General features: G+C 65.6%; 19 protein-coding genes. 10 read left to right on the forward strand and 9 right to left on the reverse strand.

Going from position 1 to position 19,589, the window contains the following annotated elements; translation table 11 throughout:
• Positions 1-11: 11 nt before the first annotated feature.
• Positions 12-896, reverse strand: coding sequence for an extracellular solute-binding protein (locus tag F3J17_RS29330; protein ID WP_167067630.1), 885 nt, complete (start codon positions 894-896; stop codon positions 12-14).
• A gap of 171 nt (positions 897-1,067) precedes the next feature.
• Between F3J17_RS29330 and F3J17_RS29335 the strand changes: the two genes are divergently transcribed.
• Genes F3J17_RS29335 through F3J17_RS29345 form a run of 3 tightly spaced genes read left to right on the forward strand, consistent with a single transcriptional unit; the run spans position 1,068 to position 2,632 of the window.
• The gene (locus F3J17_RS29335; RefSeq protein WP_167067634.1) at positions 1,068-1,496 is read left to right on the forward strand and encodes a TOBE domain-containing protein; all 429 of its coding nucleotides are present in this window, start codon (positions 1,068-1,070) and stop codon (positions 1,494-1,496) included.
• A gap of 18 nt (positions 1,497-1,514) precedes the next feature.
• Positions 1,515-2,111: a nitrogen fixation protein NifQ gene (locus F3J17_RS29340; protein WP_167067637.1), complete on the forward strand. Its 597-nt coding sequence runs from the start codon at positions 1,515-1,517 to the stop codon at positions 2,109-2,111.
• A 59-nt stretch (positions 2,112-2,170) separates the two neighbouring features.
• The gene (locus F3J17_RS29345; RefSeq protein ID WP_345891264.1) at positions 2,171-2,632 is read left to right on the forward strand and encodes a LysR family transcriptional regulator; all 462 of its coding nucleotides are present in this window, start codon (positions 2,171-2,173) and stop codon (positions 2,630-2,632) included.
• 21 nt (positions 2,633-2,653) lie between these two features.
• Here F3J17_RS29345 and F3J17_RS29350 read toward each other — a convergent pair whose 3' ends face one another.
• Positions 2,654-3,994: a DUF2325 domain-containing protein gene (locus F3J17_RS29350; RefSeq protein ID WP_167067639.1), complete on the reverse strand. Its 1,341-nt coding sequence runs from the start codon at positions 3,992-3,994 to the stop codon at positions 2,654-2,656.
• A gap of 120 nt (positions 3,995-4,114) precedes the next feature.
• Positions 4,115-4,645, reverse strand: coding sequence for a hypothetical protein (locus F3J17_RS29355; RefSeq protein WP_205195017.1), 531 nt, complete (start codon positions 4,643-4,645; stop codon positions 4,115-4,117).
• Positions 4,646-4,944: 299 nt separating this feature from the next.
• On the opposite strand from F3J17_RS29355, the gene F3J17_RS29360 reads away from it, so the two are divergent.
• The 6 genes from F3J17_RS29360 to F3J17_RS29390 all read left to right on the forward strand — a co-directional run bounded on the left by F3J17_RS29360 (position 4,945) and on the right by F3J17_RS29390 (position 11,711).
• Positions 4,945-6,210 carry an MFS transporter gene (locus F3J17_RS29360; RefSeq protein ID WP_167067643.1) on the forward strand — a complete coding sequence of 422 codons (1,266 nt, stop codon included), beginning with the start codon at positions 4,945-4,947 and terminating at the stop codon, positions 6,208-6,210.
• 140 nt (positions 6,211-6,350) lie between these two features.
• The gene (locus F3J17_RS29365; protein ID WP_167067645.1) at positions 6,351-6,803 is read left to right on the forward strand and encodes a zinc-finger-containing protein; all 453 of its coding nucleotides are present in this window, start codon (positions 6,351-6,353) and stop codon (positions 6,801-6,803) included.
• Positions 6,804-6,954: 151 nt separating this feature from the next.
• Entirely contained in the window at positions 6,955-7,410 is a 456-nt protein-coding gene (locus F3J17_RS29370) for a hypothetical protein (protein WP_167067647.1), read from the forward strand.
• Positions 7,411-8,219: 809 nt separating this feature from the next.
• Complete coding sequence (locus tag F3J17_RS29375; RefSeq protein ID WP_167067586.1) at positions 8,220-8,390, forward strand: hypothetical protein; 171 nt, start codon at positions 8,220-8,222, stop codon at positions 8,388-8,390.
• Between the two features lie 218 nt (positions 8,391-8,608).
• Complete coding sequence (locus F3J17_RS29385) at positions 8,609-10,360, forward strand: ABC transporter permease subunit (RefSeq protein ID WP_167067651.1); 1,752 nt, start codon at positions 8,609-8,611, stop codon at positions 10,358-10,360.
• A 16-nt stretch (positions 10,361-10,376) separates the two neighbouring features.
• The gene (locus tag F3J17_RS29390; protein WP_167067654.1) at positions 10,377-11,711 is read left to right on the forward strand and encodes a nitrate/sulfonate/bicarbonate ABC transporter ATP-binding protein; all 1,335 of its coding nucleotides are present in this window, start codon (positions 10,377-10,379) and stop codon (positions 11,709-11,711) included.
• A 284-nt stretch (positions 11,712-11,995) separates the two neighbouring features.
• Here the strand turns inward: F3J17_RS29390 and F3J17_RS29395 are convergent, their stop codons facing one another.
• From F3J17_RS29395 to F3J17_RS29405, 3 genes are all read right to left on the reverse strand, one after another.
• Positions 11,996-14,764: a mechanosensitive ion channel domain-containing protein gene (locus tag F3J17_RS29395; protein ID WP_240161203.1), complete on the reverse strand. Its 2,769-nt coding sequence runs from the start codon at positions 14,762-14,764 to the stop codon at positions 11,996-11,998.
• A 391-nt stretch (positions 14,765-15,155) separates the two neighbouring features.
• Positions 15,156-16,202, reverse strand: coding sequence for a 2-dehydropantoate 2-reductase (locus tag F3J17_RS29400; RefSeq protein WP_167067657.1), 1,047 nt, complete (start codon positions 16,200-16,202; stop codon positions 15,156-15,158).
• Between the two features lie 3 nt (positions 16,203-16,205).
• Entirely contained in the window at positions 16,206-16,976 is a 771-nt protein-coding gene (locus tag F3J17_RS29405) for a class II aldolase/adducin family protein (RefSeq protein ID WP_167067659.1), read from the reverse strand.
• A gap of 144 nt (positions 16,977-17,120) precedes the next feature.
• Between F3J17_RS29405 and F3J17_RS29410 the strand changes: the two genes are divergently transcribed.
• The gene (locus F3J17_RS29410; RefSeq protein WP_167067662.1) at positions 17,121-17,567 is read left to right on the forward strand and encodes a MarR family transcriptional regulator; all 447 of its coding nucleotides are present in this window, start codon (positions 17,121-17,123) and stop codon (positions 17,565-17,567) included.
• 1 nt (position 17,568) lies between these two features.
• Here F3J17_RS29410 and hpaI read toward each other — a convergent pair whose 3' ends face one another.
• From hpaI to F3J17_RS29425, 3 genes are read right to left on the reverse strand one after another with little or no spacing between them, the layout of a single operon-like run.
• On the reverse strand, positions 17,569-18,345 hold the full coding sequence (hpaI, locus tag F3J17_RS29415; RefSeq protein ID WP_167067666.1) for a 4-hydroxy-2-oxoheptanedioate aldolase: 777 nt from the start codon (positions 18,343-18,345) through the stop codon (positions 17,569-17,571).
• Positions 18,346-18,373: 28 nt separating this feature from the next.
• On the reverse strand, positions 18,374-19,177 hold the full coding sequence (gene hpaH, locus F3J17_RS29420) for a 2-oxo-hept-4-ene-1,7-dioate hydratase (RefSeq protein WP_167067669.1): 804 nt from the start codon (positions 19,175-19,177) through the stop codon (positions 18,374-18,376).
• Entirely contained in the window at positions 19,171-19,581 is a 411-nt protein-coding gene (locus tag F3J17_RS29425) for a 5-carboxymethyl-2-hydroxymuconate Delta-isomerase (protein ID WP_167067672.1), read from the reverse strand. The genes hpaH and F3J17_RS29425 overlap by 7 nt, the downstream gene beginning before the upstream one ends.
• Positions 19,582-19,589: the final 8 nt, after the last annotated feature.

A 19,589-nucleotide genomic window follows, 5' to 3' on the forward strand; every position in this document is an offset into this window, starting at 1 on the left:
CCGCATCAGGCTCATTGCTGTGCGGCGTCGATCACGGCCTGCACGGAGGGCGGGATCGCCTGGCCGTTGCCGTTGACGGTGGGTTTCGTCACATCCACGCCATGTTCGGCGAGCAGCTTGCGGCCTTCCGCCGAGAGCAGGAAGTTCACGAAGCGCGCAGCGCCAGCGTTATTCGGCGCGTCGTTGAGGATCGTCAGCGTGTAGTTCGCCTTGATCTTCAGTTCGGGCGCCGGGTGGATCGACGGAATCTTCAGATCGGACGTTTCGGTCGAGTAGAAGAAACCCGCGTCCAGTTGACCCGATTGCAGACGGCCAACCAGCGTTTCTTCCGGCAGCACCTGCTCCGGATTGTCCGGCGTGCCGAGGGTCTTTTCGACCAGATCCGGCTGGTTATACGCCTGCGCCGCCTTCGTCATCAGTTCGACGGTGAAGGCGCCCTTCGGGTCGAGCTTCGGGTCCGTGCGGCCAATACGGATGCCCTGTTCCTGCAGCACCTGGTCCCACTTCTTCGTCTTGAAGTCGGCGGCAAAACGGCTTTTCGCGTTGTAGCCGATCAGCAGCGGCGATTCGGCGAAATTCACGTACCACGAAACATGGTTGCCGTTGGCCTCGCCCATGAGGTTTGAATTGACCTTGGGGCTCGCGCTGATGAACACGTCGCCGCGGCGCAGCTTGCCCTTGATCTCATTGGCGATCTTGTTCGAGCCGGCGGCATAGCCCTTGAAATGCAGGCCCGTTTCCTTTTCAAACGCGGGGCCGACGCTCTTTTCCATCAGGTTCACGAGCGAGCCTGCGTAAAGCACGTTCACATCATTGTCATCTGCTGCGAATGCACTTGAACTCGCGGCCAGCACGCCCGACATCATCACGACCGATGCGATCAACTTGCGGATCATCTCATCTACCCCGTAGCGTTATAAAGGTCGATATATTACGACGTCCTGACGCAACGTTGTGCTTATCCGGATGGCCAATCTTCGCGATAACAAATGGGCGTGGATGTCGGGCGCGACTACACTGGTCTGCTACCCCAGCTTGAACCCGCTTGAACCTTTGAGGAGACAGTCATGCGTACCAGCGCCCGCAATCATTTCACCGGCCAGATCGCTTCGGTCAAGCACGGTGCCGTCAACGACGAAGTCACGCTGCGCGCCGACGGCGGCCTGGAAATCGTCGCCATCATCACGCACGGCAGCGCCGCTTCGCTGGGCCTCGCGGCAGGCAAGCCGGCCTTCGCGCTGGTCAAGGCATCGTCGGTGATCCTGATGGTCGACGGCGATGCGAGCAAGGTTTCCACGCGCAACGTCGTCACCGGCAACGTGACGTCGGTCACCAAGGGCGCGGTGAACGCCGAAGTCGTGATCGCAGCGCCTGGCGGCGCGCAGGTCGCGGCCATCATCACGAACGAAAGCGTCGACAACCTCGGCCTCGCGGCGGGCAAGACCGCATCGGCGCTGTTCAAGGCGTCGAGCGTCATCATCGGCGTGGACGCTTAAGGCGTCTGGGCGTCTGCCATGAGCGGCTCGCCGTCCGATCCGGATCAACCCACGGCAGCGTGCCGCGACCGCCTGACCGGTGTGCCAGGCGGCGCGCGCTCGGCGGACGCCTGGCTGTTCGCGCGCCTCGTGGCGGCGCGCGAAGTGCGCGGCGAGCGCGCGTTGCTGGGTTTATCGGCGTCGGAGATGGCTGGGCTGGCGGCGCGGCATTTTGCGGCGGGCGCACTCGCGGCGCCGTCGCATGAATCCGTCGCTGTGCTGAACGAAAAGCACGCCGCCTTCGCCGCTGCGATGCGCGATTTCCTGATCGGTCTGGCCGCGCCCGAAACCGATGCCGACGACGCGCGCTGTCTCGCCACCATCCTCGCGCACGCGTGCCTGCGGCCCGACCATTTGTGGCGCGATCTCGGCTTGTCCGGCCGCGATGACGTCACACAGATGCTTACGCGTTTCTTTCCCGAAGTCGTCGCGCGCAATACCGGCAACCTGCGCTGGAAAAAGCTGCTCGCGCGCGAACTGGCGCTGTCTCGCGGCGAGGCGTCGGGACCTGCGCCGGGCTGTCCCGGCTGCGAGGATTTCGGCTTTTGTTTTCCGGACGGGAAGCGCGCTCATTAGCGCTTCTGGCGCGCCTCCTGGCATGGGAGACGCCAAACCCATCGTGTATGCTTGCGCCCATGACTGCATCCGCCAAAGACCGCACGCCAGCGCCCGTGAAGACGCGCAAAAGCGCTGCCGAAACCATTCCGCCCGCACCTGAAACAAACGAGCCCGCCAGCACGGGCGCGCGTCGCGAACCCGACGTGCGTTTTCGCATGCGCGTGATCCAGGACGAGACGGTCGCGCTTGGTCCCGGCAAGGTGCAGCTATTGGAGGCGGTGCGCGATCACGGCTCGATATCGGCGGCGGCGCGCAGTCTCAATATGTCGTATCGGCGTGCATGGCTGTTGATGGACGAACTGAACCGCGCGCTCGAATCGCCGGCCACGGTGTCGGAGCACGGCGGCCAAAGCGGCGGGGGCAGCACGCTTACGCCGGTCGGCGAGGAAATCATCCGTCTTTATCGTGGCATCGAAGCGCGTGCGGCCGCCGCCTGCGCGCCCGAAATCGCCGCGCTCACCAAACTCGTCAAGGGCTGAGCGCCGCGGTTTATCCGCTTCTCAACCGTGGCGCAGGCAGAAGCGCGACACCGGCACGGCCGCGAGCGCCGGGGTCGGGCCGGTATGCAGCCGCACCATCAGCTCGACAAAGCTTGCGAGGCTGGCTGTGCGCAGCGGGTGATAGCTCACCTGATGCCGTTCGCACACGCGCTTGAGCATATTCATCGAATCGTGGTCGATGCAATCGACCGGGAACACGGCCATGTCCGCGCCCGCGAGCGCGGCCGCCAGCAGACCCTTGCGGTCCTCGATACCGCCGTCGTGGACCGTCAGTTCGCCGCCCGCCGCGGCAACCCAGCGCCGCAGCGCATGATTCGAACCCGGCCGACCGCCCACATAAACGATGCGTTGGCCCTTGAGCGCTTCGCGCGGCAGGGCGCGCGAAGCGTCGCCATCGCTTTCGTCGCCCGCATGCATCGAGCTTTCCATGGCGTAGGCCTCGGCGCGCAGCGCGTCGATCAGCGCACGCGCTTCGTCCAGTTGCGTGCGCACGGTGCGCAGCGCGTGTTCGTCGGCGGCGGCGCGCTGTTCGGCGGCTTCGCGCCGGCTGGTTTCCAGCGCGAGCCGGGCGTCGCGGGCCGCCAGCGCTTGCTGTAGCGCCGCGATCTGCGCGTGTAGCGCCGATTCATTCTGCGGCTCGCGTTGCGCCACGGCGCGCGTGGTGTGGTCGTCGAGCGCCGCGCGCGCTTCGTCGCGCTCAAGGCTCATCGCGTGCAGGCGCGCCTGCTGACGCTCGATTTTGGCTTGCAGCGCGGCGTTCTCTTCTTCCAGTACGACCAGGCGTCGCAGGTCCGCACGGTTCGCCGCGCCCACCAGATGCGAGAGCATGTGCAGGTCGCCAAACGCGGCCTGGCGCACTTCCATCGTCGTTTCCGGGTGGGACATCAGCGCCCAGTAGGCGGCCGGGATGTCGCCGCTCGCGCGCGCTTCGTTCCAGAGCGCCAGCACGGCGTCGGCGTCGCGCGCGCTGGCAAAGCGGCGCAACGCACCCGCGTAACGCGTGTCGAGCGCCTTTTGCAGCGCCTTGCCGCCCGCGCCGCCCTGGATCGCCAGTTCGACGGCGGTGTGATGAATGTCGAGATCGCTCGCGTGCTGGCCGTCGAGCGACGCGTATTTCGGCACGAGCTTGCGCAGTTCATGCGTGGACAGGCAGGTGCCGATGATCGAGCAGTGCAGATGCGAATCGAGATCGGCGAGACGTGTGCGGCCGCGCGAACGGTTGAGTTCGGCCTGCGAGGGGCCGCAGCAGTCGGCGGCGGGGGCGAAGGCGCGCAGATGCGGCGCCTCGTCCGGCGTCGCGGCGCCCGAGGTGCGCGCGAGGCGAAACGGCGGTGCGTGCATGGTGACCTCTGTCCTCTGTCCGGTTAGGAGCGCGGGCCGGCGATGCGAACAGGGCGCATACCGACAGCGCAATATATCACGGAATATAGCGCTGTCCGGCGGTCGGCCAGGCCCGCCCGATCAGGCCGTGCGCGTGCTGCCCGCGGCTTGTGCGTGCTGCTCGTGCTGCGCCAGAACGTGGTCGACGCACAGGCCGACGAACGCCGTATCGAGCCGGTCAAGTTCCGCGGCGGTCTTGCGCATCGCCTCGGTGTCGAGACACAAGGCATCGGAAAAGAGCGCCTCGCGGGTCTTGTCCAGACGGCGTGCATCGCGGATCGCGCGCTTGAGTTCTCGATGGCGCGCAAAGCTGGCGGGATCGATATGACGCGCGAGCGCGGTCAAAAGCGGCTGGAGTGCGGTGTCGGTCGCGTCGCGTGCGGGGGGCTCGCCCGCGCGCGCCGCGAACATGCGGTTGAAGCGCGCGACGCTCTCGCGCAGCCGCCGGAAGGCATCGACGACGTCGCGGATACGCTCCGCGCGGTCATGGCCGCTGGCGGGGCGCAGCGTCGTAATGGTCGAGGGCAGATCGCCCGACGGGGCGCTCACGCGCGCCGGCGTGACCGAGATCGCCGTGACGGCGGCATTCATCATCAAGGGCCGACTGCTCACTTCCCCACCTTTCGCGGACCTGCACGTTCACGCGTGCAGCCAATATGTACATTCAAGCGGCGCGCCAAAGCCACGCCGGATTCGTTATATTCTAATGGATATATCGATAGGTGGTTCGTCGCCTGGCGTTTGCCCAACGCCGCTCTCCGAATGTTTCACGCGTAATAAGGCCGGCGAAAGCTACGCGAGTACCGCCGCGCCCATTGTTCTAGAATTGTCAGCTTTCCAGTTCCGCTTCACGCGCCGCCGCGCCCGCCGCTGGCGCGCGCCGGCTTCAGTCGCCGTCCATACGCCGTCCAATGAACACACCCTTATCCGACTCCGGCGCTGCGTCCGGCAGTCTTGCGCGCCATCCCAGTTTCCAGCGTTTCTGGGGCGCGCGCGTGCTCGCCTCCCTGTCGTTCCAGATGCTCGCCGTCGCCATGGGCTGGCACATCTACGCGCTGACGAAAAGCGCATTCGCGCTCGGTCTCGTCGGACTCGCGCAGTTCCTGCCGATGTTCCTGCTCACGCTCGTCGTGGGCCATGTCGCCGACCGATATGACCGGCGGCGCATCGCGGCCGTCTGTCAGAGCATCGAATGCGCTGCTGCGCTGACCTTCGCCTGCGGCACCTTCGGCGGCTGGCTAAGCGCGCCGATCATCTATGCGCTGGCGGCCTGCGTGGGCGCGGCCCGCGCGTTCGAGTCGCCGGCGATCTCGTCGCTGCTGCCCGGCGTGGTGCCGCGCTCGCAGTTGCCCAACGCCACCGCATGGTCCACCTCCGCGACCCAGACTGCGCAGATCCTCGGCCCGGCGCTGGGCGGCCTGCTCTACGGCGTCGGCGCGGGCGCGGCCTATTCGGCCTGTGCGGTCTCGTTCGCGCTCGCGGCGGTGCTGTCCGCCAACATTCCGCTGCACACGAAACCCGCGTCGCGCGCGCCCGTCACGCTCGAATCGGTGTTTTCGGGCATCGCCTTCATCCGCTCGCAGCCGGTGATTCTGGGCGCGCTCTCGCTCGATCTGTTCGCGGTGCTGTTTGGCGGCGCGACCGCGCTGCTGCCGATCTTCGCCCGCGACATTCTCCACGCGGGGCCGCTCGAACTCGGTCTGCTGCGCTCGGCTTCGGCCGTGGGCGCGCTCACGGGCACGATCTGGCTCGCGCACTTCCCGCTGCGGCGCAGGCCGGGCCTGGCGATGTTCGGCGGCGTGATCGTGTTTGGCTTCGCGACGATCGCGTTCGGGCTGTCGCACAACATCGTGCTCTCGCTGATGGCGCTGGCGGTGCTGGGCGCGTCGGACGTGGTGAGCGTGGTGGTGCGCAGCTCGCTCGTGCAATTGCGCACGCCCAACGAAACGCTGGGCCGCGTGAGCGCGGTCAATTCGCTGTTCATCGGCACGTCGAATCAGCTGGGCGAGTTCGAATCGGGCCTGACCGCTGGATGGTGGGGCGCGCAGCCCGCCGTGCTGGTGGGCGGCGTGGCGACGATTTGCGTGGCGCTGCTGTGGATGCGGCTTTTCCCCGCGCTGCGCGACACGCGATCGCTCGAACGCGAGCCGGATCGCGCCACGGCGGGCGCAAGCTGACCAGACGGCCTATGCCATCTGGCGCGATAAGCGCACGCCGTTTGCCGCTATGCTTTTGCATATCGACCGCTATTCACAACAGGCAGGACCCCAATGATGCAACCGACCCAATCCGCCCGCGCCGCAGAAAGGAGCCCCGCATGCGCGTAGGCCGCCCGGTCAAGGCGCTGCCGCAGCCGCTTTGCGACTACTGCGGCGCGAAAGCGCTGCTCGCCCGCTTTGGCGACGAAGCCTATCCCTACCGCGACGATCACGGCACGTTGTGGGTCTGTGCGCCCTGCGAGGCGTGGATCGGCGTGCCGGCGCGCAGTACGCGCAACGTGCCGCTTGGGCGCCTGGCCAATGCCGCGCTGCGCGAGGCCAAGAGCCGTCTGCACGATGCGCTCGAACCGCTGGTTGCCGCCAAGGTGCGGCGCGACAAGGTCAACGTATTCGAGGCGCGCGGCCGGGCGCTGCGCTGGATCGCCGAAGAACTGGGTTTCGATCTGCCGAATCCCTCCATCCATCTACTGACACTCGAACAGTGCGAAGCGGCGATTCGTCACATCGAGGCATTCATGGCCGCGCGCCGCGCCACCGACGTCGCCCGCTAAGGCGCGCAGGCGTCGCAGGACTGCCCGGCAAGGCTTGTCGGGCGTATTCCTTCCCAGTTGTCACTAATGGTTACATTGCCGTAGCAAATCACCGCTCAACCTTGAGCGGGAGGTGCCGTTATTGCACCTGAACTGATTTCCTTTGTGCGACATGGCCAAGACGATCCCTTTCCCGCAGCAGAATCAGGCCCGCCGATATCGGGCTAAGGGCGATTTGCTGCCGATGCCGCGCGCGAGCGCGGACGAACTCGCCCTGCAGGTGCATCTGGCACTGGCCGCGTTGCGCGCGGGCGGTTCCCAGCATGATGCGCAGGCAATCCTGCACGCTCACTGGCTGGCCCAGGCGACCGCCGACGCCGGTTACGGCACGCTGACGCCCGAACAGATCGGCCCGGCCGACGAAGCGATCCTCGCGTGCTTTTCGCGCGGCGGCGCGCAGGGCGAATGGTCGATCGATGACGCGCAGTTCGACGCGATCAAGGTCGTGATCGCCGTGTACGACACGCAGCTGCAAAGCGCGCCGTTGTGGGTGCTGACGGAAGCCAGCGAACGGCTGGAGCGGGTGCGCGCGGGCGAGGCGCGCCAGCAGGCGCGCAAGCGCGCCTGAGCGCAGAGCCGCCTCGCAGGATTCCGGGCGCACGGATTGCGCAACAATGCGGATGCCTTCTGCTGATCCGGCCCGGAAATCCGCAATAGCGCTGTAAGAGTGCCGCAAGGCCCGAAAGCGTCCCGGCGTTGGACGCGCCGGATTCGCCCGATGCGCCGTCTGACGGCGTTGTGGCGACATTGGCACGGGATTTGACGAACGGCGCGAATCGTGTTGACTTCAGGCAGGGTGCGTGACTAAAATTCGCCCGTCTTAACAAAAGGGGCTGACGCCTTGGACAGTAGCAGTTGTCGATCTTCGAATAGTTTCGCTGCCTGACCGGCAGGACGTCCGCGCTCCCTTTCTTTCAGCCGCCGTCTTGCCAGCCAGGCAGATGGTGCGCGTCCAGCAGTAAATCCTCGTGCACTCTTTTTAGCGTCGATCCCGCGCCGCCGCATGTCGTCTGACTTTGCGCCGCGCAGGATCGATATCGCGCCGTGAGCGTTTGCGCTCGCGGCACGGTTCGTTCATCGCTTCGTTTGCGGCATCGCTGGGATTGATCCAGCCGCCCCGAGCCGATGCGCGGACCGCCACTCGCGTCGCGCAGGGTCAGGCCGTCTGGCTCGCCTCGCACGCCGCCGTGACGATAAGGAGTTCCGATGTCCGACAGTGACAGTTATCCGTTATGCCGCTTCCTTTCGATATTCCCTGAGGAAAGCCGGCAGACGTAAGCCGTCGTTGCGCGCCGATTCCTATGGTGCGCGCAGCCGGGTCTGCTGACTTTCCTCGCCAAGGCGTCCACCGGACGGTGAGACGCGAGGAGATTCAGCATGAACTTCGGCCTTCTTCTGCCCAACCTGCCGCAAACGCAGCACACCCCGCATCCCGATGTGATCGGCGCCCGCCAGCGCGCGCCGGTTACGCCGCCCTGCCGTCCTTCGACACTCGCCGCGCGCTGGCGTGATCTGCGCGCCCGGATGTTCCAGAGCGCGCGGGGCTGACGGATTTTCGAGAGTCAGACGAGAGAACGGCCCCACGCCCGCCGCGACGCCCGAGCCCACAAGGCAAGGGCGGCGAGTCCGGCAAGGCGCGAGGGCCGCGCATCATCCAGAACGCTGGTGCTTCAAGACATGAATCAGTACAACCGCTCACTGCGAACGAACCGCCGCGCACCGTGCGCAAATGGCCTCGTGCGCGCCAATGCCCAAGGAGGCCGCTAATGGAGTTCAGATTCAACCTGAACCGCACGGCCAACGCTTCGGCGTGGCGCGTGCTGCCCAATCGCTGGGACTTCGTCGCGTTTCCGCTCATCATCTGCCTGATCGCGATGGCGGCCGTCGGTTTTCACGAAACCATGGCGCCCATCGCCGTCCTGAAAACGCAGGCGATCTCGCTTGATCCGGCCAATCTGCCCGAGTACGCGCTGCGCACGACGCTGCGCATGCTGGCGGCCATGGTCGCTTCGCTCGTCTTCACGCTGGTGTACGGCACGCTCGCGGCCAAAAGCCGCCGCGCGGGCCAGGTGCTGGTGCCGATCCTCGACATTCTTCAGTCGGTGCCGGTGCTGGGCTACATCTCGTTCACGGTGACGTTCTTCCTCGCGCTTTTTCCTTCGCGCGTGCTGGGCGCTGAGCTGGCGGCGATCTTCGCTATCTTCACCAGCCAGGCCTGGAACATGACCTTCAGCTTTTACCAGTCGCTGCGCACGGTGCCGCGCGATCTGGACGAAGTGTCGAAGGGTTTCCATTTGACCGGCTGGCAGCGTTTCTGGAAGCTGGAAGTGCCGTTCTCGATGCCCGGCCTCATCTGGAACATGATGATGTCGATGTCGGGCGGCTGGTTCTTCGTGGTGGCGTCCGAAGCGATTACCGTCGGCAATAACACGATCACGCTGCCGGGTATCGGCGCGTATCTGGCTCAGGCGATCACGGAAAAGAATCTGCACGCCATCGGCTGGGTGATCCTGGCGATGACGGTCGTGATTCTGGCCTACGACCAGTTCCTGTTCCGTCCGCTCGTCGCCTGGGCCGACAAGTTCCGCATGGAGAACACCAGCTCGGGCGACGCGCCGGAATCGTGGCTGCTCGACCTGATTCGCCGCACGCACCTGATTCACCGCCTGCTCGTGCCGATGGGCTTCATGCTGGCGACGCTCGCGCGCATTCCGATCCGCGTGCAACTGCCGAAGGCCATGCCGGTGATGAGCGCCTCGCGCAGCAAGCGCTCGCGCGTGGGCGACATCGTCTGGGCGATTTGCGTGATCGCGCTCACGGTGTTCGTGGTGTGGCGCGTGTTTTCCTATGTGCGCACGGGCGTGACGCTCGACGAAGTCGGTCACGTGTTCGTGCTCGGCCTCATCACGCTGTTCCGCGTGATGCTGCTGATTGCCGTGGCCTCGGTGATCTGGGTGCCGCTGGGTGTGCTGATCGGCCTGCGTCCCGCGCTCGCCGAAAAAATCCAGCCGCTCGCGCAGTTCCTGGCCGCTTTCCCGGCCAACCTGCTGTTCCCGGTGTTCGTGATCGTCATCGTGCGCTTCCACTTGAACCCGGACATCTGGCTTTCGCCGCTGATCGTGCTGGGCACGCAGTGGTACATCCTGTTCAACGTGATCGCGGGCGCGAGCGCCTATCCGAACGACTACAAGGAAGCCGCGAAGAACTTCCATATTCGCGGCTGGCAATGGTGGCGTCAGGCGATGCTGCCGGGCATTTTCCCGTACTACGTCACGGGCGCGATCACGGCCTCGGGCGGCGCATGGAACGCGAGCATCGTCTCCGAATTCGTGCAGTGGGGCGATACCAAACTGCAGGCGCACGGCCTTGGCGCGTATATCGCGCAGATGACCGCCGCCGGCGATTTCCCGAAGATCATTGTGGGCATCGCGATGATGTCCCTGTTTGTCACGCTCTTTAACCGCGTGCTCTGGCGTCCGCTGTACACCTACGCCGAGTCCAGGCTGCGCCTCGATTGAGATGGAGTAGATCATCATGCTGAATCCCAAAACCGTCTCATCCGACCTGCTGCCGCTGCGTCCGACGCTCGGCGAAGAAGTGCTCTCGGTCAAGCACATGTCGCGCGGCTTCGCGAAGAAGGACGACGAGCGCCTCGTGCTCGACGACGTCAATCTCTCGCTGCGCGAAGGCGAAATCGTCGGGCTGCTGGGCCGTTCGGGCTCGGGCAAGTCCACCTTGCTGCGCATCATCTCGGGCCTGATCGAAGCCAGCTCGGGCGAAGTGAACTGGCTCGGCAAGCCGCTCGACGGCCCGGCCAAGGGCGTGTCGATGGTGTTCCAGACCTTCGCGCTGTTCCCGTGGCTGACCGTGCTGCAGAACGTGGAAGCGGGTCTGGAAGCGCAGGGTGTGGGCGCGCGCGAGCGTCGCGAACGCGCGCTTGCCGCCATCGACCTGATCGGTCTGGACGGGTTTGAGAACGCCTACCCGCGCGAACTCTCGGGTGGCATGCGTCAGCGCGTGGGTTTCGCGCGCGCGCTGGTGGTCGACCCGATGCTCATGCTGATGGACGAACCGTTCTCCGCGCTCGACGTGCTGACCGCCGAAACGCTGCGTACCGACCTGCTCGATCTGTGGACGCAAGGCCGCATGCCGATCAAGTCGATGCTGATCGTCACGCACAACATCGAAGAAGCGGTGTTCATGTGCGACCGCATCCTCGTGCTGTCGTCGAACCCGGGCCGCGTGGTGGCCGAGATCAAGGTGCCGTTCAAGCATCCGCGTAACCGTCTCGATCCGGCGTTCCGCAAGCTGGTGGACGACATCTACGCGAAGATGACCGCGCGCGATGCGGCGGAAACGTCCTCGCGCCGTCTGGAAGTGGGCAGCCGTCTGCCGGACGTGTCGACCAACCTGATGGCGGGCCTGATCGAAACGCTGGCGGCCGCGCCCTACCACGGCCGCGCCGACATGCCGGAAATCGCGCGTTCGCTGCATCTGGAAGTGGACGATCTGTTCCCGATCGCGGAAATGCTGCAGCAACTCGGTTTCGCCGATGTGCGCGACGGCGATCTGCTGCTCACGCCGCCCGCGCGCGTATTCGCGGAAATGGGCACGCAGGCGCGCAAGCTGATGTTCGCCGACCACCTGCTGCGCAACGTGCCGCTGGCCGCGCGGATCAAGAAGGTGCTCAACGAACGTCCGGGCCACCGCGCGCCGCGCGTGCGTTTCGAGCAGGAGCTGGAAGACTTCCTCTCGGACGTCGCGGCGGAGCAGACGCTCGATACGGTGATCGACTGGGGCCGTTATGGCGAGATCTTCTCGTACAACGACCAGTCGGAAATCTTCAGCCTGGAAGACGTCGAGGCTTGATGCCGATCTCGACGCTTCAGGCGTAAAAAAACCGGAGCCAGGTGCTCCGGTTTTTTTTCGTGCAGCGTGTACGCAAAACAGCGTTAAAGGTGAGCTTGTTCGGGAGCCGGTGCAGACGCGCAATCGTTGTATCGGCAAGTATCGCGCAAAGCCCTTATTTCAAGGCATTCAACGCTGTGCGTGAAAGCGGCGCGGCATGCGCGACAGCGCTAAAGGTGAGGCTTTTCGGGAATGTTCGTGGGGTGAGGCCGGTGCGCGAGAAACACGCACCGGCCACGACGCCATCAGTTGGGCTTGCCGCGCGGCGTGTTCTGACCGTTACGGGTTTGAGCGCTGCCCCCACCAGACGATGAGACGCGTCGGCCGCGCGAATCCTGCGTATCGTCGGTATCGTCAGGCTCATCATCGCGCCCCTCCACATCGTGCTCGTTCGACAGATTGATGAGGAAGTTGCGCTGCGGATTGGCGAGCTCGATGCCGCGCTCCGTGAACGTGGTGAGCACGCGGCGGTTGAATTCGCGCTGCACGCCCCAGCGCGACGAGTCCTTGCACTGGATCTGGCCGACCAGCGTGACGCTCGCGCCATCGACTGAATCCACGCCCCAGTAAGCGAAGTCGCTGAGGATGCCGTTCTTGAAGGCGTCGTCGTTGCGGATGTCCGCGCCGATTTCCTTGAGCGTGGCGATGGCGCGTTCGAGATCCGCGCCGTTGGCGATCATCACCTTGACCGCCGCGTTGCCGATGCCGCGATTCGTGTTGTTGACCGTCGTCACCGAACTGAACGGCACCGTGTAGAGCGAGCCGTCGCCGCCGCGCAGACGCACCGTGCGGATCGACAGGAACTCCACCGTGCCCGACACACCCGCGACCGTCACCCAGTCGCCCACCTGCATGGCGTTTTCAGTGAGCAGGAAAATGCCGGTGATGAAGTCCTGCACGAGTTTCTGCGAGCCAAAGCCCAGCGCCACGCCGAAGATACTCGCGCCCGCGATCAGCGGCGCGGTGTTGATGCCAAGCTGCGACAGCGCCGTGAGACCCACCACCACGATGATCGCCACGAACAGCGTGGTGCGGAACATCGGCAGCAGCGTGCGCAGGCGCGCGGCGCGCACGTAGTCGCCTGCATCGGTCCAGGCGTTCAGGCGGCGTTCGGCCGCGCCGTTCGCCGCTTCCCAGATCACGATGGCGACCACCACCGCGACGGCGATCGTCAGCAGCGCGGAGCCGAGCAAATGGCCGATCGGCGCGTTGACGAGGAAGCGCCCCGGATGCAGGCCCCAGACGTGCAGCAGCACGTCGATCAGCACGATCCACAGCGCGGCCATCACGACCCGGCGCAGCGCCGGGTAATAGCGATAGGCGCGGCGTTGCGTGATCGTGAGGTTCTCGCCCTTGCCGTTCGGATCGAACACGCGTCCCAGGCCGCCCAGCGCGACGATGGCGATCATGCGCGCGACCAGCATCACGCCAAGCGAAATGCCGCCCGCGCGGATCAGTTCCTGGTAGCCGCCGCGCAGATCGAGCGCCCACACGAACCACAGCGCCATCACCACGAAGATCGCGACAATCGCCCAGATATCCGCGAACCAGTGCACGAGCCACGCGAACGAGCCGCGCGCAGCCGCTGAATTGCGGATGCGGTCGGCGACGGCGTGGCGGCATTGCAGGATCATCACGGCAATCGCGATATGCGCGACGAGGATCACGATCTTCACGAGGGCGAGATGCGCGTCCTCGGTCATGCCGAGCGGCACCGCGCCCGCGAGCGCGCCGCCCACGCCGCCAATCACGACGATGCGTTCGAGCCAGCGCTGCGAGAACGCGGCCCACGGCGCGGTCATGGGCGTGAGGCGCAGGTCGTCCGAATCGGGCGCGAACAGCAGATGACCGACCGCGATGATGATGCGGCAGATCACCCACGCATCGACGACATGGCCGACGGCCGCGGCGGGCGCGGCGTCTTCGGGGCCGAACAGCGAGAGCACGCCCGCGGCGCACAGGCCGAAGGCGATCACCGGGATGAGATCGAGCAGGGTGAGAACGAAGGCGAGCGGCAAGCGCTTGAGCAGGCCCCAGTGATGCGCGCCGCGGCTGCGGTGCAGCGCCTCGCGCGCGAGCGCGGCGGCGTTGCGCATGTAGGAGGCGTCGCTGGCGGCCGGAACCTGTGACGTTTCTGCGGCGATGGCGTTGGCATCGACGCCCTTGGCGTCGTCGTCTTTCGTGCCCATGGCGGCAGTGGTGCGCAGCGCGTCTTTTTCCGCGTCTTTGCGCGTTTCGTTTTGCGCAGCGGCTTTGCGTACGGCTGCCGTGCCGCTCGCTTCGGGCGTTTGCGGCTGGGCGGCTTCGCGAGGCGCGACGGCGGGCGGCGCGGAATTTCCGCTCGCGTCTTCGCGATGCGCGTGCGCGACGATGGCGCGATGGGGGCGCGCGATCAAGCGCCGCATGAGAGCTTCCAGCAGCACTGCGGGCACGAGCGTGAGCAACAGCACGCGCAGCAGGCCGATCAACATGGCGTGGCCCTCGGGCGTGCCCAGACGCACGCTCCACCAGTCGCGCGCCGAATGCACATTGAACAGCGCGCCGCGCGCGCGCAACAACTGCTTGCCGATGACGTGCGCGCCGCGCGCTGCGCCATCGGCGATCTGCAAAACCAGGCCGTTCGAACGCAGCGCGTCCGAGAGCGCATCGGACGCGGGCGAGGCGCTAGTCGCCGACGCGGCGGCAGGAGCCGTTGCGGTTGTCGCGCCGCTGGCGGCCGCGCTGCTCGAAGCCGGCGTGGCGAGTGCGCCAGCGGCGGCAATCGCGCGTAGCGTGTCCGCGACGTGCGCGCGCTGCACCGGATCGTCGAGGACTTGCAAAGCCGCGTGCGCCTGTGCCGGCGTGAGCACAACGGGCGCGGCGGGATTCGCAGGCGTTGCCGCAGACTTCGTAGCGGCCTGGCCAGGCGCGGCAGCGAACATCAGCACACAGGCGAGCAAGCCGATCAGCGGATCGATGTGCCGCGTGCGTAAGCGAAATAGAAGGCGGGCGAGTGGGCGAGAGAAGATGGGCATCCTTGGCATGGGAAAAAACGGAGTCGATCTCGATGGCTGGCGGAGTGCCGGACGCAGCATTGGCGAGGCGCGATGTCGCTCGCATGCCCGCGCGCTGTCCGGTTGAACGTTCGACGCGCTGCCGCAATTTTTGTGCCCCTGAAACGCGTTTTTCCCTTCAAAAACAGGTTCGCGAACAGGGATGAAGGCGGTCAGGGAAACGCACGAAACGGTGTCAGACCGTGTGCGTGCCATTCATGCGGGCGTTTTGATGCGCAGAGTATGCGCTCAAAGGCGCGCGACCGGCGCCGAGTCCGCATTGCCTTACGCAGAGGGCAAGTATCCAGATCAAATAAAACGCGCCCTGAAATAAGGGCGCGTTGAAGTGCGGGCTTGTACGCTTACGTACTACTTACGATGGGTTCTCGGGCATTGACGCGTGCTTGTGGCGCGCCGCTTCGAGATTCGCATCGAGCTGGCGCGCGAGCCCATAAAGCATACCGAGCGACGGCGCAGCGACGCCCGCGCGCTGCGCGAGTTCGTAAGGCGCGCCCAGCAGCGCCTCGACTTCGAGCGTGCGGCCCGCTTCGACGTCCTGCAGCATCGACGTCTTGAATGCGCCGAGCTTGCGCGTAATCGCGTTGCGCTCCTCGATCGTCATGGCGAGGCCGATGCCCAGCGCCTCGCCGATCGTGCGCGCTTCCGCCATGATGGCCGCGACCAGTTGCGCGGTGAGCGGATCGTCGAGGATCACGTCGGCGGTGGAGCGCGTGAGCGCGCTGATGGGGTTCATCGTCATGTTGCCCCAGAGCTTGGCCCAGATTTCGTGCTGGATGGACTCGGGCGCCTGCACGTCGAAACCGGCCTCGGCGAGCAGCGCACGCGCCTCTTCGGCGCGCGCCGCCATGCGTGGCGACGACGCGCCCAGGATCAGCAGATTGCCGCGTCCCTTGCGGATCACGCCGGGCGCGGCAATCGACGACGACAGATGTACGACACAGCCCGAAGCCTGCGCAGACGGCAGCGCCGACGACACCACGCCGCCCGGATCGACCGATTCGAGCCGTCCGTTCGCGTGCGCGTGGCCGAAGTCGTTGAGAAACCACCACGGCACGCCGTTCATCGCCGAAACGATGTGCGTGTGCGGCCCGACGAGCGGCGCGAGCGATGCCGCCGATTGCGCGAGCGCCTGCCCCTTGAGGCAGACGAACACGATGTCCTGCGGGCCGAGCGTGGCGGCGTCGTTGGTGGCGTGCACGCGTGCGGTGTAGCGTTCGTCGTCGCTTTCGATAACGGTGAGGCCGTCACGGCGAATCGCTTCGAGCTGCGCGCCGCGCGCCAGCACATTAACCTGCGTGTCGCTGGCCGCCGAACGCGCGAAACGGTCGAGACGCGCGGCGATCAGGCCGCCGATCGCGCCTGCACCCACCACGGTGATACTGCGCTGCGAGGCGTTCAATGCTTACTCCTTGTACGAAGGGTCCTGGCGATCCACGCGCCGGATCAGTGCAGCCAGGATATTGTCGCCCGCGCCATGGGCGGGCGAGAACTGCAGCGCGTCGCGGGTGGAGCGTTCGGTGATGGCGGGATCGATTTGAATCGCCTGGCCGCGCATCGAATCGGTGACGACCTGAATTTCGCAGGCGCGATTGAGCGTCCACAGCAGCGCAAACGCATGCGCGAGGCTCACACCGTGCGCGAGCAGCCCGTGACTGCGCAGAATCAGCAGCCGCTTGTCGCCCATCGATGCGAGCAGGCGCGGCTTTTCTTCGTCGTGCACGGTGATGCCTTCGAAGTCGTGATACGCAACCATGCCGTGCAATTGCGCCGAATAGAAGTTCGTGGCGGCGAGGCCGCTTTCCATGCACGCGACGGCGAGACCCGCGGTGGTGTGCGTGTGCATGACGCAATGCGCGTCTTCCACATTCGCGTGGATGGCGCTGTGGATCACAAAGCCAGCGGGGTTGATCGGGTAATCGCTGGGGCTGAGAATTTTGCCTTCGAGGTCGATCTTGACGAGATTCGACGCCTTGATTTCGTCATACGCAAGACCGAATGGATTGATCAGGAAATGTTTGTGCGGCCCGGGCACGCGCAACGTGATGTGATTGAAAATCAGCTCGGTCCAGCCAAGCTGATGGAACACGCGGTAGGTGGCCGCGAGCTGGACGCGGGCGGCCCACTCCTGCGGTTCGCACCAGTGAGGCCGCGTGGATTCGAAAGTTGCGCTCATGGGTGTCTCCTGATCGTTTAGCCGATGCTACGCCCAAATAAATGCGTGCGCAAGCATCAATTTTTAAGGAATATCCCATGCTTTTAAGGACTTGCTGCGCTACTATGCTAGCGACGGTCCAACCAGATTAGCGCGAAACGAACCATGACAACGGCGAAATACTCCATCGAAGAGCTGTTCACCTACCGGCTCCACGTGATCAAGAAGCAGACCGACCGCACGATGAACGAGGCGTTTTCCTCGGCGCTTGGGCTGTCGCTTACGGAGGCGCGCATTCTGTTGAGCGTGGGCGCGTTCGGGCCGATTTCGGTGTCGGATCTCGGGCGCGTGTCGAATCTCGACCGCAGCCAGGCGAGCCGCGCCACGGACGCGCTGGAGCGTAAAGGACTACTGGAAAAGGCCTCGAACGCGGCGGACGCGCGCGGCGTGCTCGTCAAACTCAGCGCACAAGGGCGCACGACATATCGGCGCGCGTCGGCGATTTCGACGGCGCAGAACGAGGCGATTCTCGGCGCGTTGAGCGCGCACGAGCGCGAGGTGCTACAGGGCGCACTCGCGAAACTCGTGGCGCTGGGCGGCGAGGAAGCGTGATTTAAACCGCAGCCGGGCGAAATGCGGCTGCCAGCTCGCTGGCGCTGCGCGCGAGCAGGGAAACGTCGCTGCCCGCGGCGACGAAATTCGCGCCCGCTTCCAGATACTCGCGCGCAATCGTGCGATCGGCGGCCAGCACGCCTGCCGCCTTGCCGAGCGCACGCACCGCGCGGATGCCGGCGACAATCTTTTCACGCACCGCAGGCGCGCCCGGTTGACCGAGCAGTCCCATCGACGCGCTCAAGTCCGCCGGGCCGAAGAACACACCATCCACGCCTTCCACGGCGGCGATTTCCGGCAATTGCGCGAGCGCGTGAGCCGTTTCCACCTGCACCAGCACGCACAGCTCATCGGCGGCGTGGTGCAGATAATCGGGCGAACCGTTCCAGCGCGACGCGCGTGCCAGCGCGCTGCCCACGCCGCGTATGCCGAGCGGCGGATAGCGCGTGGCGGCGACCGCGTCGCGGGCATCGTCGGCGCTTTCGACCATCGGCACCAGCAGCGTTTGCGTGCCGATGTCGAGCAACTGCTTGATGAGCGCGGCGTCGTTGCGCACCGGGCGCACGATCGGATGCGAGGGATGCGGCGCGACGGCCTGCAATTGCGCGAGCGTGCTGCGCAGATCGTTGGGCGCGTGTTCGCCGTCGATCAGCAGCCAGTCGAAGCCCGTGGTCGCGAGGAGTTCGGTGACATAGGAATCGGCGAGCGCGGCCCACAGGCCGATTTGAGTCTTGCCATCGGCGAGCGCGTGCTTGAACGTGTTGACAGGGACTGGCATCGTATTCATTAGCAGTATTGATGAAGAATCACACGAAGCTAAAGCCGATGCCGCCAAGCGGACCGTAATCGGCATGGAACGTGTCGCCTGCGCGTGCAGGAATCGGCGCGGTGAACGAGCCGCTCAGGATCACGTCGCCCGCTTCCAGCTTTTCGTCGTGACGCGCGATCTTGTTCGCAAGCCACGCCACACCTGTCGCCGGATGATTGAGCACGGCGGCGGCCAGGCCGCTTTCCTCCACGCCGCCGTTTTTGTAGAGCAGCGCGCCCACCCAGCGCAGATCCACGTCGAGCGGCTTGACCGGCCTGCCGCCCAGCACCACGCCCGCATTGGCGGCAAAGTCCGAGATCGTGTCGAATACCTTGCGCGGCGCTTTGGTTTCGCGATCGAACTGCTCGATGCGCGCGTCGATGATTTCGATGGCGGGCGTGACGTAGGCCGTCGCATCGAGCACGTCGAATAACGACACATCCGGCCCTTGCAGCGGCTTTTGCAGCACGAACGCCAGTTCCACTTCCACGCGCGGCGCGATGAAGCGATCCGCGCGGATCGCGCTGCCGGACTCGATAAACATGCTGTCGAGCAGCGGCGCGTAATCGGGTTCGTCGATCTGCGAAGCGCGCTGCATCGCACGCGACGTGAGGCCGATCTTGCGCCCCTTGATGGTGTGGCCCGCTGCCAGTTTGAGCTTGACCCACTCGCGCTGGATCGCATAGCCGTCGTCGATGGTCATCGACGGATGCGCGCGCGAGAAATGGCGCAACTGCGTACGCGTGCGTTCTGCCTCGTCGAGTTGCGCGGCGAGTTCGCGGATGATGTGCGCTTCTAGCATGATGAATTCCTCAACCGCGCGTGCAGGTTGTTGTGTTTCCACGCGCCTTCCTCGCTGAATTCGACAATCTCCAGCGAAAGCGCGAGTCCGTGCGCGGCGAACGCTTCGGCGAAATGTTGCTTGATTGCGTCGAACAGGGCTTCGCCGGTCGCACGACGCACGTCGGGCGCGCGACCCGCGCCGATCTTCAGGCAGCCGTGCAGAAATGCGTTGTGCGGATCGCCGTCGGCGATGAAGTACTGCTCGCAGCGCACTGCGCGCGTGCGGATGCCGCCGCGCGGATAGACGCGCGCGCCATCGGCGTCGCGCTGCGCGTCGAGCACCTGTGCGAGCGTTTGGCAAAGCTGGCCGATACTCGCCGCATCTGCGAGATTGGCGCTGTATTCAAGGGTGAGATGGGGCATCTGAAGCA

It is taken from the genome of Burkholderia sp. Ax-1719, from assembly GCF_011753055.1.
Taxonomy (GTDB): Bacteria; Pseudomonadota; Gammaproteobacteria; order Burkholderiales; family Burkholderiaceae; genus Paraburkholderia.

Excerpts from the sequence above, each read along its gene's own strand:
- F3J17_RS29330 (WP_167067630.1), bottom strand. The coding sequence starts at position 896 with ATGATCCGCAAGTTGATCGCATCGGTCGTGATGATGTCGGGCGTGCTG.
- F3J17_RS29335 (WP_167067634.1), top strand. The coding sequence starts at position 1,068 with ATGCGTACCAGCGCCCGCAATCATTTCACCGGCCAGATCGCTTCGGTC.
- F3J17_RS29340 (WP_167067637.1), top strand. The coding sequence starts at position 1,515 with ATGAGCGGCTCGCCGTCCGATCCGGATCAACCCACGGCAGCGTGCCGC.
- F3J17_RS29345 (WP_345891264.1), top strand. The coding sequence starts at position 2,171 with ATGACTGCATCCGCCAAAGACCGCACGCCAGCGCCCGTGAAGACGCGC.
- F3J17_RS29350 (WP_167067639.1), bottom strand. The coding sequence starts at position 3,994 with ATGCACGCACCGCCGTTTCGCCTCGCGCGCACCTCGGGCGCCGCGACG.
- F3J17_RS29360 (WP_167067643.1), top strand. The coding sequence starts at position 4,945 with ATGAACACACCCTTATCCGACTCCGGCGCTGCGTCCGGCAGTCTTGCG.
- F3J17_RS29365 (WP_167067645.1), top strand. The coding sequence starts at position 6,351 with ATGCGCGTAGGCCGCCCGGTCAAGGCGCTGCCGCAGCCGCTTTGCGAC.
- F3J17_RS29370 (WP_167067647.1), top strand. The coding sequence starts at position 6,955 with ATGGCCAAGACGATCCCTTTCCCGCAGCAGAATCAGGCCCGCCGATAT.
- F3J17_RS29375 (WP_167067586.1), top strand. The coding sequence starts at position 8,220 with ATGAACTTCGGCCTTCTTCTGCCCAACCTGCCGCAAACGCAGCACACC.
- F3J17_RS29385 (WP_167067651.1), top strand. The coding sequence starts at position 8,609 with ATGGAGTTCAGATTCAACCTGAACCGCACGGCCAACGCTTCGGCGTGG.
- F3J17_RS29390 (WP_167067654.1), top strand. The coding sequence starts at position 10,377 with ATGCTGAATCCCAAAACCGTCTCATCCGACCTGCTGCCGCTGCGTCCG.
- F3J17_RS29395 (WP_240161203.1), bottom strand. The coding sequence starts at position 14,764 with ATGCCCATCTTCTCTCGCCCACTCGCCCGCCTTCTATTTCGCTTACGC.
- F3J17_RS29405 (WP_167067659.1), bottom strand. The coding sequence starts at position 16,976 with ATGAGCGCAACTTTCGAATCCACGCGGCCTCACTGGTGCGAACCGCAG.
- F3J17_RS29410 (WP_167067662.1), top strand. The coding sequence starts at position 17,121 with ATGACAACGGCGAAATACTCCATCGAAGAGCTGTTCACCTACCGGCTC.
- hpaI (WP_167067666.1), bottom strand. The coding sequence starts at position 18,345 with ATGCCAGTCCCTGTCAACACGTTCAAGCACGCGCTCGCCGATGGCAAG.
- hpaH (WP_167067669.1), bottom strand. The coding sequence starts at position 19,177 with ATGCTAGAAGCGCACATCATCCGCGAACTCGCCGCGCAACTCGACGAG.
- F3J17_RS29425 (WP_167067672.1), bottom strand. The coding sequence starts at position 19,581 with ATGCCCCATCTCACCCTTGAATACAGCGCCAATCTCGCAGATGCGGCG.